10 protein-coding genes are annotated in these 14,168 nt (G+C 69.0%); 3 read left to right on the top strand and 7 right to left on the bottom strand.

The genetic code is table 11. The annotated features are described in order from the left end of the window. Nucleotides 1-44 precede the first annotated feature (44 nt). The 5 genes from SPHPHY_RS0102375 to SPHPHY_RS0102355 all read right to left on the bottom strand — a co-directional run bounded on the left by SPHPHY_RS0102375 (nucleotide 45) and on the right by SPHPHY_RS0102355 (nucleotide 6,690). On the bottom strand, nucleotides 45-1,094 hold the full coding sequence (locus SPHPHY_RS0102375) for a PLP-dependent cysteine synthase family protein (protein ID WP_022685114.1): 1,050 nt from the start codon (nucleotides 1,092-1,094) through the stop codon (nucleotides 45-47). Next, a complete protein-coding gene (locus tag SPHPHY_RS0102370; protein ID WP_022685113.1) occupies nucleotides 1,091-1,573 on the bottom strand; it encodes an asparaginase domain-containing protein in 483 nt (160 codons plus the stop codon). The genes SPHPHY_RS0102375 and SPHPHY_RS0102370 overlap by 4 nt, the downstream gene beginning before the upstream one ends. Further along, entirely contained in the window at nucleotides 1,570-3,606 is a 2,037-nt protein-coding gene (locus SPHPHY_RS0102365; RefSeq protein ID WP_022685112.1) for a M3 family metallopeptidase, read from the bottom strand. Before SPHPHY_RS0102365 ends, SPHPHY_RS0102370 begins: the two co-directional genes overlap by 4 nt. A gap of 228 nt (nucleotides 3,607-3,834) precedes the next feature. After that, nucleotides 3,835-5,121: an MFS transporter gene (locus tag SPHPHY_RS0102360; RefSeq protein ID WP_022685111.1), complete on the bottom strand. Its 1,287-nt coding sequence runs from the start codon at nucleotides 5,119-5,121 to the stop codon at nucleotides 3,835-3,837. A gap of 24 nt (nucleotides 5,122-5,145) precedes the next feature. After that, nucleotides 5,146-6,690, bottom strand: coding sequence for an alginate export family protein (locus tag SPHPHY_RS0102355; RefSeq protein WP_022685110.1), 1,545 nt, complete (start codon nucleotides 6,688-6,690; stop codon nucleotides 5,146-5,148). Between the two features lie 194 nt (nucleotides 6,691-6,884). Here SPHPHY_RS0102355 and SPHPHY_RS0102350 point away from each other — a divergent pair, with 194 nt between their 5' ends. From SPHPHY_RS0102350 to SPHPHY_RS18970, 3 genes are read left to right on the top strand one after another with little or no spacing between them, the layout of a single operon-like run. Then, nucleotides 6,885-8,615, top strand: a complete 1,731-nt coding sequence (locus SPHPHY_RS0102350; RefSeq protein WP_022685109.1) for an ATP-binding protein — start codon at nucleotides 6,885-6,887, stop codon at nucleotides 8,613-8,615. Beyond that, on the top strand, nucleotides 8,612-9,946 hold the full coding sequence (locus tag SPHPHY_RS0102345; protein WP_022685108.1) for a sigma-54-dependent transcriptional regulator: 1,335 nt from the start codon (nucleotides 8,612-8,614) through the stop codon (nucleotides 9,944-9,946). Before SPHPHY_RS0102350 ends, SPHPHY_RS0102345 begins: the two co-directional genes overlap by 4 nt. Next, on the top strand, nucleotides 9,946-10,896 hold the full coding sequence (locus tag SPHPHY_RS18970) for a M48 family metallopeptidase (protein ID WP_043129901.1): 951 nt from the start codon (nucleotides 9,946-9,948) through the stop codon (nucleotides 10,894-10,896). Before SPHPHY_RS0102345 ends, SPHPHY_RS18970 begins: the two co-directional genes overlap by 1 nt. A gap of 1,049 nt (nucleotides 10,897-11,945) precedes the next feature. On the opposite strand, the gene hemA is transcribed toward SPHPHY_RS18970, so the two are convergent. Further along, the gene (hemA, locus tag SPHPHY_RS0102335; protein WP_022685106.1) at nucleotides 11,946-13,190 is read right to left on the bottom strand and encodes a 5-aminolevulinate synthase; all 1,245 of its coding nucleotides are present in this window, start codon (nucleotides 13,188-13,190) and stop codon (nucleotides 11,946-11,948) included. A 115-nt stretch (nucleotides 13,191-13,305) separates the two neighbouring features. After that, nucleotides 13,306-14,094, bottom strand: a complete 789-nt coding sequence (gene murI, locus SPHPHY_RS0102330) for a glutamate racemase (RefSeq protein ID WP_022685105.1) — start codon at nucleotides 14,092-14,094, stop codon at nucleotides 13,306-13,308. Nucleotides 14,095-14,168 lie beyond the last annotated feature (74 nt).

Here is a 14,168-nt window from a genome sequence, read left to right as displayed (position 1 = left end):
GGAAGCCGTAAAGGCCGCAGATTGATCTGGATGGGCGACCCGATCTATGCCAGCAACGCGGCCATCTCGGCATCGGCGCGCTGCCACGCCAACCCGCTGTCCGCCAGCCAGGTATCGTCGTGATAGGTGCAGCCGTAGCGGTCGCCGCCGTCGCACAGCAGCGTCACGATGCTGCCGCGCTCGCCCGCCGTCGCCATCTCGCGGATCAACTGCGCACACGCCCACAGGTTCGTCCCGGTCGACCCTCCGACGCGCCGCCCCAGCACGCCGCCCAGCGCGCGCATCGCGCCCAGGCTGTCTCCGTCCTCGACGGCGATCATCCGGTCGATCACGCCGGGCACGAAGCTCGGCTCGACGCGTGGGCGGCCGATGCCCTCGATCCGCGACGCGCACCCTTCCGGCAGCGCCACCGCCGCGCGGTCGTCATAATGACGGTGGAAGATCGAGTTCACCGGATCGGCGACGCAGAGCCGTGTCGCGTGACGGCGATAGCGGATGAAGCGGCCGATCGTCGCAGATGTCCCGCCGGTGCCCGCCCCGCATACGATCCACGCGGGCACGGGATGCTCCTCCTCCGCCATCTGGGCGAAGATGCTTTCGGCGATGTTGTTGTTACCGCGCCAGTCCGTCGCACGCTCGGCATAAGTGAACTGGTCGAGGTAATGTCCGCCGGTTTCGCGCGCGAGCCGGTGCGCGACGTCGTAGACGGTGCGCGGGTCGTCGATCGCGTGGATCTCGCCGCCGTGAAACCGGATCGCGTCCAGCTTCGGCGCGGCGGTAAGGGCCGGAACGACCGCGATAAAACGCAGCCCCAACATCTTCGCGAAATATGCCTCGCTGACCGCGGTCGACCCCGACGACGCCTCGATCACGCAGGTGTCCGGCCCGATCCACTCGTTGCACAGCGCGTACAGGAACAGCGAGCGTGCAAGGCGGTGCTTCAGGCTGCCGGTCGGGTGGCTGCTTTCGTCCTTCAGATATAGCTGGATGCCGTCATGATGCGGCAGATCGACCTGGATCAAGTGCGTGTCGGCGCTGCGGTTGTAATCCGCCTCGATACGGCGGACCGCCTCGGCCAGCCACGTGCGGGTCATGCGGGCACGAAGCTATTGATCGTGCGATCCTTTCGCACCTTCGTGCCGTCGAAGATCGTGCCGTTCATCGCGATCCAAACCCCCGGCCCGGCCACCTGCGCGGTGGCGAAAGCCATGCCGAGATTGAAGCTGGCGTCGCTGTCGGCGAAGCGTGCCGGGGCGAGCGCGCCGACCAGCACGATCGTCTTGCCGGTCTTGCCCGCCAGCACGTTAGCGGTCTCCGTCATCGTGTCGGTGCCGTGCGTAATGACGATCCGGTGCTCGTCGGTGTCGCAAACGGCGCGTAAAATCGCGTTCCGGTCCGCGTCGGTGAGCTCCAGACTGTCTTTTCGGAGCAGTTCGTGCACCCGAAACGGCATGGCGACCCGCGCGGTCTTCAGCAGCCGGTCGACCACGCTGTCACCGATCTGATATTCGCTGAGCGCATCGAAATAGAGCTTGTCGATCGTGCCACCGGTGGTGAGGATCAGGATGCTCACCGCGCCTCCTCCAACAGGCCGTGGCGCACCAGCATCGCGGTGGGATCCGCATCGCGGCCGCGGAACGCGCGGAAGCTGTCCGCCGCCGGGCGGGTCGCGCCGCGCGCCAGCACCTCATCGCGCAGCGCGGTGCCGGTGGCGCGATCGATCAGCCCGTTTTCGGCAAAGCGCCCGAAGCCGTCCGCCGCCAGCACCTCGGCCCAGAGATAGCTGTAATAGCCCGACGCGTAACCGCCCGCGAAGACATGGCTGAACGCGTGCGGGAAGCGGTGCCATTCGGGCGGGCGGATCACCGCCACCTCGTTGCGCACCGCGCCGATCACCTCCATCGGATCGCTGCCCATCGTGCCGAGATGGAGCAGCAGGTCGAACAGCGCGAATTCGAGCTGGCGGACGATGAACATCCCCGACTGGAAACGTCGCGCCGCGACCATGCGGTCGAACAGTTCCGGCGGCAACGGCGCGCCCGTTTCATGATGCCCCGACATCGCGGTCAGCACCGCGCGGTCCCAGGCGAAATCCTCCATCAGCTGGCTGGGCAGCTCCACCGCGTCCCACTCGAACCCGCTGGTCCCCGCGATCGACGGGCGATCGACGCGCGTGAACAGATGATGGAGGCAATGGCCGGTTTCGTGGAGCAACGTCACGACATCGCTGTGGCTCAGCAGCGACGGCTGGTGGTCGCCGCGCGGCGCGAAGTTGCAGACGAGATAGGCGACCGGCACGCGGACGTTGTTGCCGTCGCGCAGCCGCGGCCGCGCCTGCGCCATCCACGCGCCGCCGCGCTTGCCGGGCCGGGCATGGAGATCGAGGTACAGCCCCGCGAACACCTCCCCGCCATCGTCGGCGACATCGTAGTAATGCGCATCCGCGTGGTAGAGCGGCACGTCGTCCCGCCGCGTGAGCGTCAGCCCGAACAACTGCCCGAGCAGCGCCTGCCAGCCGGCCGTGACGCGCTCGACCGGGAAATAGCCGCGCACCTCCTGCTCATCGACGGAATAGCGCGCCTGCCGCAGCCGGTTGGCGGCGAAGCCGGCGTCCCACGGCTGCAGGTCGGCGATCGCGAGTTCGGCGGCGGCGAAGGCGCGCAATCCCGCCAGATCGCGTTCGGCCGCGGGGCGCGCGCGGTGGCCGAGATCGCGCAGGAAGGCGAGCACCTCGCCGGCGTTGGGCGCCATCTTCGTTTCGAGCGACAGCGCGACCGGATCGGTGAAACCGAGCAGCTGCGCCGCCTCCCGCCGCAGCGCCAGAATGCGCGCGATCCGCGGGCCGTTGTCGTAGGTGCCGGCGTTCGGCCCCTGATCCGAGGCGCGCGTGCCATAAGCGCGATAGACATCGGCGCGCAGCTCGCGGTCCTCCGCAAAGGTCAGCACCGCGCTGACGCTCGGCTGCTGGAGCGTGACCAGCCAGCCATCCAGCCCCTTGGCGTGCGCCGCGGCGGCGAACATCGCCTTGTCGGGCGCGGAGATGCCGGCCAGCCGCGCCTCGTCCGCTATGTGGCACGTCCAGGCATCGGTCGCGTCGAGCACCGCGCTGCCGAATTCGGTCGACAATGCCGACAGCTCGACCGAGATCGCCGCGAAGCGCGCGCGATCGTCGTCGTCGAGCGCGACGCCGGCGAGCCGGAAATCGCGCACCGCATGTTCGACCGCGACACGGTCGGCCTGTGGCAGATCGGCGAAGGCGGGCGCGGCTTCCAGCGCGGTCAGCACATCGTAGAGGTCACGATCCTGCGCGACCGCCATGAAATGCTGCACGAGCTTCTCCTGCCCGGCGGCGTGCGCGGCGCGCAGCTCGGGCGTGTCGGCGACGCCGCGCAGGTGCGACACCGCCGACCACAATGCGTCGACCGCCGCCTCGGCGCGCTCGAGCGGGAGCCATGCCTGATCGAAGGTGGTCGGACGGTCGCGGGTGACGCTCGCCACCGCCTCGGCATGGCGCGCGATCGCGGCGTCGAGCGCGGGCGCGATCGCCTCGGGAGCGAGCGCCGGAAAGTCGGGAAGGACGAGCGGATCGAGCAGCGTATCGGTCATGCGCGGGGATGTAGCGCTGCGAAGCCCGCAGGAAAACCTCCGTCACCGCCTTTGGAGGGAGAAGACGTACCGACCGTCGTGGCGCACACAGCGAGGCGATCGGGGGCTGGACCAGGACGGCCCGGACCGCATCCCCACGCTCGCAGCGACGGCGCGGGCCGGACGAGGCCCGCCACCTGACCATTATGGGTCCCTGCCTTCGCAGGGACGCCGGCGGTCAGTGCCCCCTCAATCCTCGCTGATGAGGCTGTCGCGCCCGGTGTCGCGCATCCGCAGGTATACGATCAGCGAGATGCCGATCATCACCGTGACGTACCAGTAGAAGCCCTGCTCCCAGCCGCCCTTCTTGAAGCGCAGCGCGACATATTCGGCGGTGCCGCCGAAGATCGTGTTGGCCAGCGCATAGGGCAGCGCGACACCCAGCGCGCGGATGTGCGCGGGGAACAGCTCGGCCTTCACCACCGCGTTGATCGAGGTGTAGCCCGTGACGATGATCAGCGCCGCCATCACGAGCAGCCCGGCGGTCGTGGCATCGCGGGTATGCTCCAGCGCCGAGAAGATCGGGTAGGTGAACAGCACGCCCGCCACGCCGAAGGCGATCATCAACGGCTTGCGCCCGATCCTGTCCGACAGGCCGCCCGCGACCGGCTGCAACAGCATGAAGATGAACAGGGTCACCGCGTTGATCTGCGTCGCGACTTCCTTCGAGAAGCCGGACGTGTTGACCAGGAACTTCTGCATGTAGATCGAATAGGCATAGAAGGCGAGCGTGCCGCCGGCGGTGAGCAGCATCACCAGCGCCGTTTCGCGCGGGTGATGCTTCAGGAGCATCAGGAAGCCCGACTTCGGCGCATCACCGGCATGCGCGTTCTTGAAGCTGTTCGTCTCGGCCAGCCCGCGGCGCAGGTAGAAGACCACCACCGCCAGCAACGCGCCGATCACGAACGGAATGCGCCAGCCCCATTCCTCCAGCGCGGGCTTGTCCATCACCGATTGCAGGATCAGCAGCAGCATGATCGCGAGCAACTGGCCGGAGATCAAGGTGACGTACTGAAACGCGGAGAAGAAGCCGCGTCGCGACTTGCCGGCCATCTCGGAGAGGTACGTCGCGCTGGCGCCATATTCGCCGCCGACCGACAGGCCCTGCATCAACCGCGCGAGCACCAGCAATGCCGGTGCGAAGATGCCGATCGTCGCGTAGCTGGGCGTGCAGGCGATGATGAGCGAACCGAGGCACATCAGCGTCACCGACAAGGTCAGCCCCGCCTTGCGGCCCTTGCGATCGGCGTAGATGCCCATGATCCATGCGCCGATCGGCCGCATGACGAAGCCGACCGCGAAGACCGCCGCGGCGCTGAGCAGCTGCGCGGTCGGATCATCGGACGGGAAGAAGTGCGGTGCGAAATACAGCGTGAACGCCGAGTAGACGTACCAGTCGAACCATTCGACCAAATTGCCGGTCGAGCCACCGATGATGGACTTCAACCGGCTCCCGTTGTCGGGCGCACTCGCCATGTATCTCTCCCTTGCTTCATGTTCCTAGAATCTCAGGCTGATCCAGCCCGCCAGGAAATCCGAGTTCTTGTAGCCGGCGTTCGACAGCGCGTCCTTCACCATCATGTGTTCGTAACGCCCGGTCAACGAGATCCGCGGCGTCACCGACCAGATCGCCTGCGCGCGGATCAGGTCCGCGACGTGCTTGCCGCCCACGTTCTGCGTCCCCGCAAAGGGAGCGCCGGAGGCACGATAGACCGCCTCGCCCACGTTCGGGCGCCACGCCATCGTGTATTCGCCGGTGACGCGCAGGTTCTTGACCGGTTGCACCGTGACGTTGGGCGAGATCGCCATCAGGTTGGTCGGCGTCAGGAAGCCCTGATAGCTGTAATAGATGTTGTTGCCGTACAACCCGCTCGCCGTGCGCACCGAACCCTGCCCGCTGGCAGCGCCGCCGCCGCTGCCATAATCGACGTGGACGCCGACGCGCGGCGCGCCGGCCGATTTGGCGATGCGCCATGTCTGCGCCAGGAACGCCTGCCACGCGCTGATCTTGCGATCGCCGAAGTCGCCGGCCTGATAGTTGACGGTCCAGTCGATCGTCGCGCGATCGACGTCGCCGTACAGGTGCAGGCCGTAGAACATCCGCTCCTCGCGCGCGGTCTGCCGCCCCCAGGCCGCGGCCCGGTTGCGCAGCCGCCAGACGAACGGATCGAAGAACAGCTTCGACGTGCCGAGGAAGTCGTTGGGCACGACATAGCCGAACGTCACGCCGCTGAACCGCCGCGCGCCGTCCGTACGGTCGTCGCCCAGCCCCTCACGGCCGTAATTCACGAAGTTGAGGTCGAACACGTCGGCACGCAGGCGCTTGCCGCGGACATAGCCACGCACGCCGTCGAGGACGAAGTGCAGCGTGGGGTCGTCGCGCACCGCCATCAACAGATTGGGACCGTCGGTGAATTCCTGCCGGCCGCCGCGGACGCCGATTTCGGCGCCGCCGATTTGCCCCTTCACCTCGCCGAAGCCCTGTTGCAGCGTCAGCGTGTTGCGCAAATTGGCGCCCGGTGCGCCGAGATTGACGCCGGACAAGCCGGCATGTGCCAGCTCGCCGTAGAAGCGGACGTGCTCGCCGAGATGCAGATCGGCGCCCGCGAAGATCCGCGTCCGCTCCTGCCGCTGCGCGGCGCGGTCGCGCAGGTCCGGGTTGGTGGTTTCCTGCACGCGATAGCGAAATTCGCCCGACAGCGTCAGGTACACGTCGCCTTCCTGCGTCAGCGGCAGGTATTTCAGCCGGTCGAGCGGATCGTCGCGCCTGGCCGGATCGCGCATCGCGCGCCAGTCCTCGGCCCAGCGCGAGACATTGTACTTGCCCGACAGGGTCCCCTCGCCGTTGCCGATCGCGGGATAGCCGACGACGGACGGCGTGGCCGGAGCCTCCTTCGTCCCGGTCATCTGCGGGGCGACAGGATCAAGCGGCGCAGCAAGCGCCGGCACCGCGACGAGCAGCGAGCCGCCCAGCAGCAGCGCGCGAACGGCGATGGTGCGCCCGGCTGCCTTGGCGCCGCGCGCCGCGTTGAAATCCTTGTACATTCAGTCCTCTCTTGCCGTGTCTCTCGGCTTGTCCGCAGCATGACGCGGACGGGCGCGATCGCAAAAAGTCGCTGTGCCGATAGGGTAAAACGATGAATCAACTCGAAACTCTATAGGCGGTTCTGCTGTGGATCAGTTCGGCGGTCGCGAAATCCTGCGTGACTTCGCAGCCGCGGGTGCGATATTCCGCACGCATGTCGCTGCTTCGTCGCCACGCCCGGCTGTTGACGCCGCTGGCGATCGTGGCGATCGCGACGCTCTTCTATCTCGCGGCCGCGTCGTGGACGGTCCGTCACGCCCGCGAGGAGGCACGCGGCACCGCACTGCGTACCGCGCAGCAACAGGCGCGGCTGCTCGACAGCGAACTGGCCAAATACCGGCTGCTGCCGATCGTGCTGAGCGAATATGGCGACCTGCGCGATGCGCTGACCGGCGGCACCGATGCGGGCGCGGCGCGGCGGCTCGACCGGAAGCTGGCGCCGCTTGCCGCGCGGACCGGCGCGGCGGTGATCTATGCGATCGACGCGCGCGGGCTGACCGTCGCGGCATCGAACGCGGCAACGCCGAACAGCTTCGTCGGGCACGACTATCGTTTTCGTCCCTATTTCCGGATGGCGATGCGCAACGCGGCGTCGGAATATTTCGCGCTGGGCAACGTCAGCGGCCGGCCCGGGCTGTTCATGGCGCGGCGGATCGACGGCTCGCGCGGGCCGCTCGGCGTGGTGGTGGTAAAGGTGGAGTTCGAGGCGGTGGCGCGCGCCTGGGCCAACGATCCCGGCGTTACGTTGCTGAGCGATGCGCGCGGCATCGTGCTGGCCACGACCGACCGGCGCGAGCGGTTGCGCACGCTCTACCCGCTGTCGCCCGCGACGCGCGCCGCGATCCGGGCCAGCGGGCAGTTCGGCGACGAACCGCTGCCGCCGACGTCTTTCCGGCCGGGCGCCGATCCGACCCTGTTGATGGTCGCGACAACGCTCGACGTACCCGGCTGGCGACTGGTGCGCACGGTGTCGATCGCACGTGCGCTGCGCGAGGCGACCGGGCTGGCGCGGCTGGCCACCGCGACGCTGGTGCTGGTGCTGGTGCTGCTGGCCGCGTTGCTGGTGTGGCGCGCGAGCCGCGCGGCGCGCGGCGCGGCGGTGCGCGAGGAACTGAAGGAAGCGGTCGCCGAGCGCACTGCCGAGCTCAGCGCCGAGATGGAGCGCCGCGCCGACGCCGACCGGCGCTTCCGTGCCGCGCGCGAGGAACTGGCGCAGGCGAACCGGCTCGCGTCGCTGGGATCGATCACCGCCGGGCTGGCGCACGAGATCAACCAGCCGGTCGCGACGATCCGCACGCTGGCCGAGAATGCGCAGCATCACCTGGATCATGGCCGGCTCGATCGCGTGCGCGCGACGCTGGAAAGCGCGGTCGGGCTGACCGCGCGGATCGGGTCGATCACGCAGGAGATGCGCCGCTTCGCACGCCGCGGCACCGGACGGATCGAGCCGGTGGCGCTCGACGAGGTGCTGGAGGGTACGCTGCTGCTGGTCGGCGACCGGCTGCGCGGCGCGAACGTCGCGCTGGATTGGCCGGCGCGCGGGCAACCCGCGGTGATCGCGGGGCGCGTGCGGCTGGAACAGGTGCTGGTCAACCTGCTCAACAACGCGCTGGACGCAGTCGCCGGGCGCGACGATCCACGCATCGCACTGCTGGTGGATGAGGAAGGGACATGGGTGAGCGTGACCGTGGCGGATAACGGCGGGGGCATCGACCCGGCGCTGGGCGAGGACGTGTTCAGCCCGTTCGTGACCGGCAAGCCCGACGGACTGGGACTCGGCCTGGGGATCGCACGCGACATCATGGTGCAGTTCGAGGGCAGCCTGCAGATCGTCGCGTCGCCGCTGGGGGGCACGGCGTTCGTGGCGACGGTGCGACGCGCATGAACGACACACCCACCGCTCCGCCCGCCTTGCGCGTCGTGCTGATCGACGACGACGACGGGCTGCGTCATGCGCTGGCCGACAGCTTCGCGATCGCGGGCATCGACGTCGAGCCGTTCGCCGACCCGCGCGCGGCGCTGGCGCTGCTCGGCGCCGACTTTCCCGGCGTGGTGGTCAGCGACATCCGCATGCCGAAGATGGACGGCCACGCCGTCGCCGAGGCGGTGGCGGCGCGCGACCCCGAACTGCCGGTGATCCTGATGACCGGGCACGGCGACATCGCCACCGCGGTCGCCGCGCTGAAGAAGGGCGCGTGGGACTTCATCGCCAAGCCGTTCGCGGCCGACCACCTGATCGCCAGCGTGCGCCGCGCGCTCGACGTGCGGCGGCTGGTGCTGGAGAACCGCCGGCTGCGCGTCGCCGTCGAGGAGGCGGAGACGCATTACCCGCTGATCGGCGAGACGCCGGTGATGGTGCGGCTGCGCGAGACGATCCGCCAGCTCGCCGACATCGACGTCGACGTGCTGGTGGAAGGCGAGACGGGAACCGGCAAGGAGCTGGTCGCACTGCTGCTTCACCGCTGGAGCCACCGGCGTACGCGGCAGTTCGTCGCGGTCGACTGCGCCGCCCTGCCCGATGCGATCGCCGACGAGGCACTGTTCGGCAGCCGCGCGCATCCCGGGCGGATCGCCGATGCCGATCGCGGCACGTTGTTCCTGGACGAGATCGACAGCATGTCGCCGGCCCTGCAGGGCAAGCTGCTGCGCGTCGTCGAGGAGCGCGAGCTGCCGCAGCCGGGCGCCGCGCCGCGCATCGTGAACCTGCGCGTGGTGGCTGCCGCCAAGACCGATCTGTCCGCAGCGGCGTCCGACGGACGGTTCCGCGCGGACCTGCTCTACCGGCTGGAGACGGTGCGGCTGCGCATCCCGCCGCTACGCGAGCGCCGCGCCGACGTGCCGCTGCTGTTCGCCTTCTTCCTGGGCGAGGCCGCCGAGCGCTTCGGGCGACCGCGCCCGATGATCGACGCCGCGGTGGAGGCGCGGCTGGTGAGCGACGACTGGACCGGCAACGTACGCGAGCTGCGCAACTACGCGACGCGCGTGGTGCTGGGGCTGGGCGGCGGCGATGCCACTGCCGCGGACCAGCTGCCGCTGTCCGAGCGCGTCGATCGTTTCGAGGCGGCGACGATCCGCGCCACGCTGGAGCGGGTCCGCGGCGACGTCGGTGCGGCGGCGGCAGAGTTGCAATTGCCGCGCCGCAGCCTCTACGACCGGATGCAGCGCCACGGGATCGAGCCTGCCGCGTTCCGCCCCGCCGCCAACAAGCCCGAGTGATGCGTATGTTCCTTCGACTGTCCGCCGTCCTGCTCGCGTTCGCCGCGCTCCCGGCGCACGCCGCACCGAGCCTGCTGGAGGTCGACCAGCGACTGGCGGCGATCGCGTGGCGGCTGACCACCGCCAACGCCACCCTGTGCCGCGAGCAGCAGCCGGTGATCGGCGCCACCCTGCATGCCGCGGACCAATATCCGCGCGAACTGCGCGACGGCTTCGCGACGCCCGTCGCGGTCGAGCTGGTGGTGCCGGGCGCACCCGCGGCGCTCGCCGGGGTGGCGGCGGACGACGGAGTGGTAGCGGTGGACGGGCGACCGCTGCCCGCGCCGCAGCCGAGCGACACCCCGACCAGCGCGACCCGCGACGCGGCGCAGGCGCGGATCGCCGCGCTTCCCGTCGCCGCACCGATCCCGCTGCTGCTGCGCCACGCCGGCGCGGAGCGACGGGTGACGGTGCTGCCGCGCGCCGGGTGCCGCGTCGAGTTCGAGGTGCTGACCGGCAGCAAGCTGGGCGCATCGTCGGACGGCAAGGTCGTGCAGGTCGGCGGCGCGCTGTTCGAGAAGTTCGGCGACGACCAGATCGCGGTCGTGGTCGCGCACGAGCTGGCGCATGCGATCCTGCGCCACCGCGTCCGGCTCGAGGCGGCGGGGGTCAAATGGGGGCTGCTGTCTGAGTTCGGCCGCAACGCGCGGCTGTTTCGCCGGACCGAGACCGAGGCCGACCTGCTGGGCGCCTACCTGTTGCGCAACGCCGGCTGGGACCCCCAACTGGCGGTGCGCTTCTGGCGCGAATATGGCAGCGGCATCGACGGCGGCATGTTCCACAGCCGCACGCATCCGTCGTCCCGGGACCGCGCCGATGCGATCGCGGCGGAGCTGGCGACGATGCCGAAGGAGGCAGCGTTGCCGTACCTGCCGCCGATGCTCGCACTGCGCGACGAACCATTGAAGTAGGTCTGGCGCTTCGGGGCGAGCGTGGCGCACGCGCTCGGCGGGTCTGCGGCGAATGAGGAAGGGCCCGCGCCGATCCCAGGCGGGATCGACATTCGACGCCTCCCGAATGGCGGGCTGTTCGGCAACGAAGATTATCCATCCGTCAGGGCGCACCGCGCTCGCACGATCGGCAGATCTGCTCGCTCCGCTCGTCGTTGCGGGCGCAGCGAAGCAGTCCATTGTCCCGCGCGACGCCCTGGATTGCTTCGCTACGCTCGCAACGACGGCGCTTGCGGGGACGCTGGCGGAACGTCGATCGGCCCTAGCTCCGCTGGCTATGCCATCAGCCCTACCCATCCGTGGTCGGAAGAGCGCGCAGATGCGCTTGCGGCGCAGCTGGTCCACATGCCGAGGATGAGCCGCTGGCATACATGCCGGCGCCGTTCGCGCTTCGGCAATTACGCACTGAAGAAGGATCGCCTATTTGGGCGGGGCGTATCGGAGCACGCGGGCCTGGCGTTCGACGAACGCAGAGCGACCGGTAAGAGGATATTTAACACGCCGCCATCGCCTTGGCGGGATCGGCCTCCAGCGCCCCGCGGGTGCCGAATTGCTCACCGACAAGGACGATCGATCTGTTCGTGCGAACCGCGTTTCCACGATCAGGCAGATTTGCTCCCTTCAGCCGTCATTGCGAGCGTAGCGTAGCGTAGCGTAGCGTAGCGAGCCGGCGTGTCCCGGTCCGGCTCTGGATTGCGTCGCTACGCTCGCAACGACGGAGCTTGCAGGGAAACCGGCGGAATGTTGATCGGCCCTGTCATGCCGCCAGCCGCACTTAGCGCTCGTCGAGGACCGTTCGCGGTGGGTCGGAGCGGTACTGAACAAGCGATGCTATCGCCTTGCCGCTGCCCGCGTCGCCCATCATGCGCCTGTCGCTGAATCGCGTTCGGTTATGTAGGATCGGATTGGCCCTGACAGCGATCGCTTCCGTCGGTCTGGTGCGAAGTCGCCCTTCGCCGTGCGCAGGATGAAGGCGGCTTTGTGTGGCGGTGGCGCAGATCCCGTGGGGATCACGCCGCCAGCCGCAGCTCCAGCCGATCCCAGATCTCGACCAGCGCGCCGACCAGCTCGCGCATCATCGCCTCGCTGTGCGCCGGCCCCGGCGTGAAGCGCAGCCGCTCCGCTCCGCGCGGCACCGTCGGGTAATTGATCGGCTGCACGTACACGCCATATTCGGCCAGCAGGATATCGCTGATCTTCTTGGCCTTCACGGGGTCACCGACCATCACGGGCACGATATGCGTCTCGCCCGCCATCACCGGCAGGCCGGCATCGTGCAGCATCGCCTTCAGCGCCGCCGCCGCCGCTTGCTGCCCGTCGCGCTCGGCGCTGGATTGCTTCAGGTGGCGCACGCTGGCCAACACGCCCGCGACCAGCACCGGCGACAGCGAGGTCGTGAAGATGAAGCCGGGTGCGTAGGAGCGGATCACGTCGATGATCGTGCGATCGGCGGCGATATAGCCCCCCATCACCCCGAACGCCTTGCCGAGCGTGCCCTCGATGATCGTCAGCCGATCGGCGACGCCGTCACGCTCCGAGATGCCGCCGCCGCGCGCGCCGTACATGCCCACCGCATGAACCTCGTCCAGATACGTCAGCGCGTTATACTTGTCAGCGAGGTCGCAGATCGCTGCGATCGGGGCGATGTCGCCCTCCATCGAATAGACGCTCTCGAAGGCGATCAGCTTGGGCACTGCGGCGTCGTCAGCGGCGAGCAGTTCCTCGAGATGCGCGAGGTCGTTGTGGCGGAACACGCGCTTTTCGCAGCCGGAATTGCGGATGCCGGCGATCATCGAGGCGTGGTTCAGCGCGTCGGAATAGATGATGCAGCCCGGCAGCACACGCGCCAGCGTCGACAGCGTCGCCTCGTTCGAGACATAGCCGGACGTGAACAGCAATGCCGCCTGCTTGCCGTGCAGGTCGGCCAGTTCGTGCTCGAGATCGACGTGATAATGGGTGTTGCCGCCGATGTTGCGCGTGCCGCCGGAGCCCGCGCCGACATCGTGCAGCGCCTCTTCCATCGCGGCGATCACCTTCGGATGCTGACCCATCGCGAGGTAATCGTTCGAGCACCAGACGGTGATCGGCTTCGGCCCGTTGTGTCCGGCGAAGCAGCGCGCATTGGGGAACATCCCCTTGTTGCGGAGAATGTCGATGAACACGCGATACCGACCTTCGGCGTGCAGCCGGTCGATCGCCTGGGTGAACACGCGCGAGTAATCCACGCCGCGCGCCTCGATGCTCTCCGTCCTCATGGTGCCCGCGATTACTCCCTGCCGAGCGCGATAGCCAGCGCAGAACAGCATTCTGTGTAATCGGAAAGCGTGGACAAATTGCCCTACCCCCCGTGCCTAACGGCGTTTGCGGCCGCTACAGCGCCTCGACGTGGGCGGAGTGGAGCGCCGCCGCGAGCCGACGCTCGCGCTCGCCCAGCCGCGTGAACACCAAGGTGTCGCCGCCCGGCACGGCCGGCCATTCCTGCCCCGCGGTGAGACAGGCGATTCGGCGCGCGATGCCCGGGCCGCCATCGACGAAGCGCATGCCGGGCGGCGCGACGGCCGCCATGTCCGCCTCCAGCAACGGGAAGTGCGTGCAGGCGTTGACGATCACGTCGATCCGGTCCCCGCCGGGCTGCCCGAACAACCCGTCCAGCGCGCGGCGCACCCCTGCGGGATCAGGCGCCTCGCCGGCCAGCTTCGCCTCGGCGAGCTCCACCAGCGCCGCCGACCCGTGGCGCAGGACCGTGCAATCGGCCGCGAAGCGCGCCGCGAGATCGTCGACATACGGCTGGCGCACCGTCGCCTCGGTGCCAAGCACGCCGATGACACGCGTGATGCTCATCGCCGCGGCCGGTTTGATCGCGGGGACGGTGCCGACCACTGCGACGTCCAGCGCCGCGCGCACCACCGGCAGCGCGATCGTCGAGGCGGTGTTGCAGGCGATCACCACCAGCCGCGGGCGATAGCGCTCCACCAGCCGCCCGAGCAGCGCCGGCACGCGCGCCGCAATCTCCGCCTCGGTGCGTGTTCCGTAGGGGAAGCCCGCCGAATCCGCGGCATAGACGATCGGCGCGGTGGGCAGCAGCGCGCGGGTGGGCGCGACCACCGACAGGCCGCCCACCCCGGAATCGAAGAACAGGATCGGTGCCGCCTCTGTCACCCGCCGCGCTTAGTCCGGAACGGTGGCGGCCGGCAACGCTCTCGCGGTGGCGTACCCGAAACGTTTCGGCTAAG

This window comes from Sphingomonas phyllosphaerae 5.2 (assembly GCF_000419605.1).
Lineage (GTDB): Bacteria > Pseudomonadota > Alphaproteobacteria > Sphingomonadales > Sphingomonadaceae > Sphingomonas > Sphingomonas phyllosphaerae_B.
This window is presented reverse-complemented; position numbering and strand designations above follow the sequence as displayed.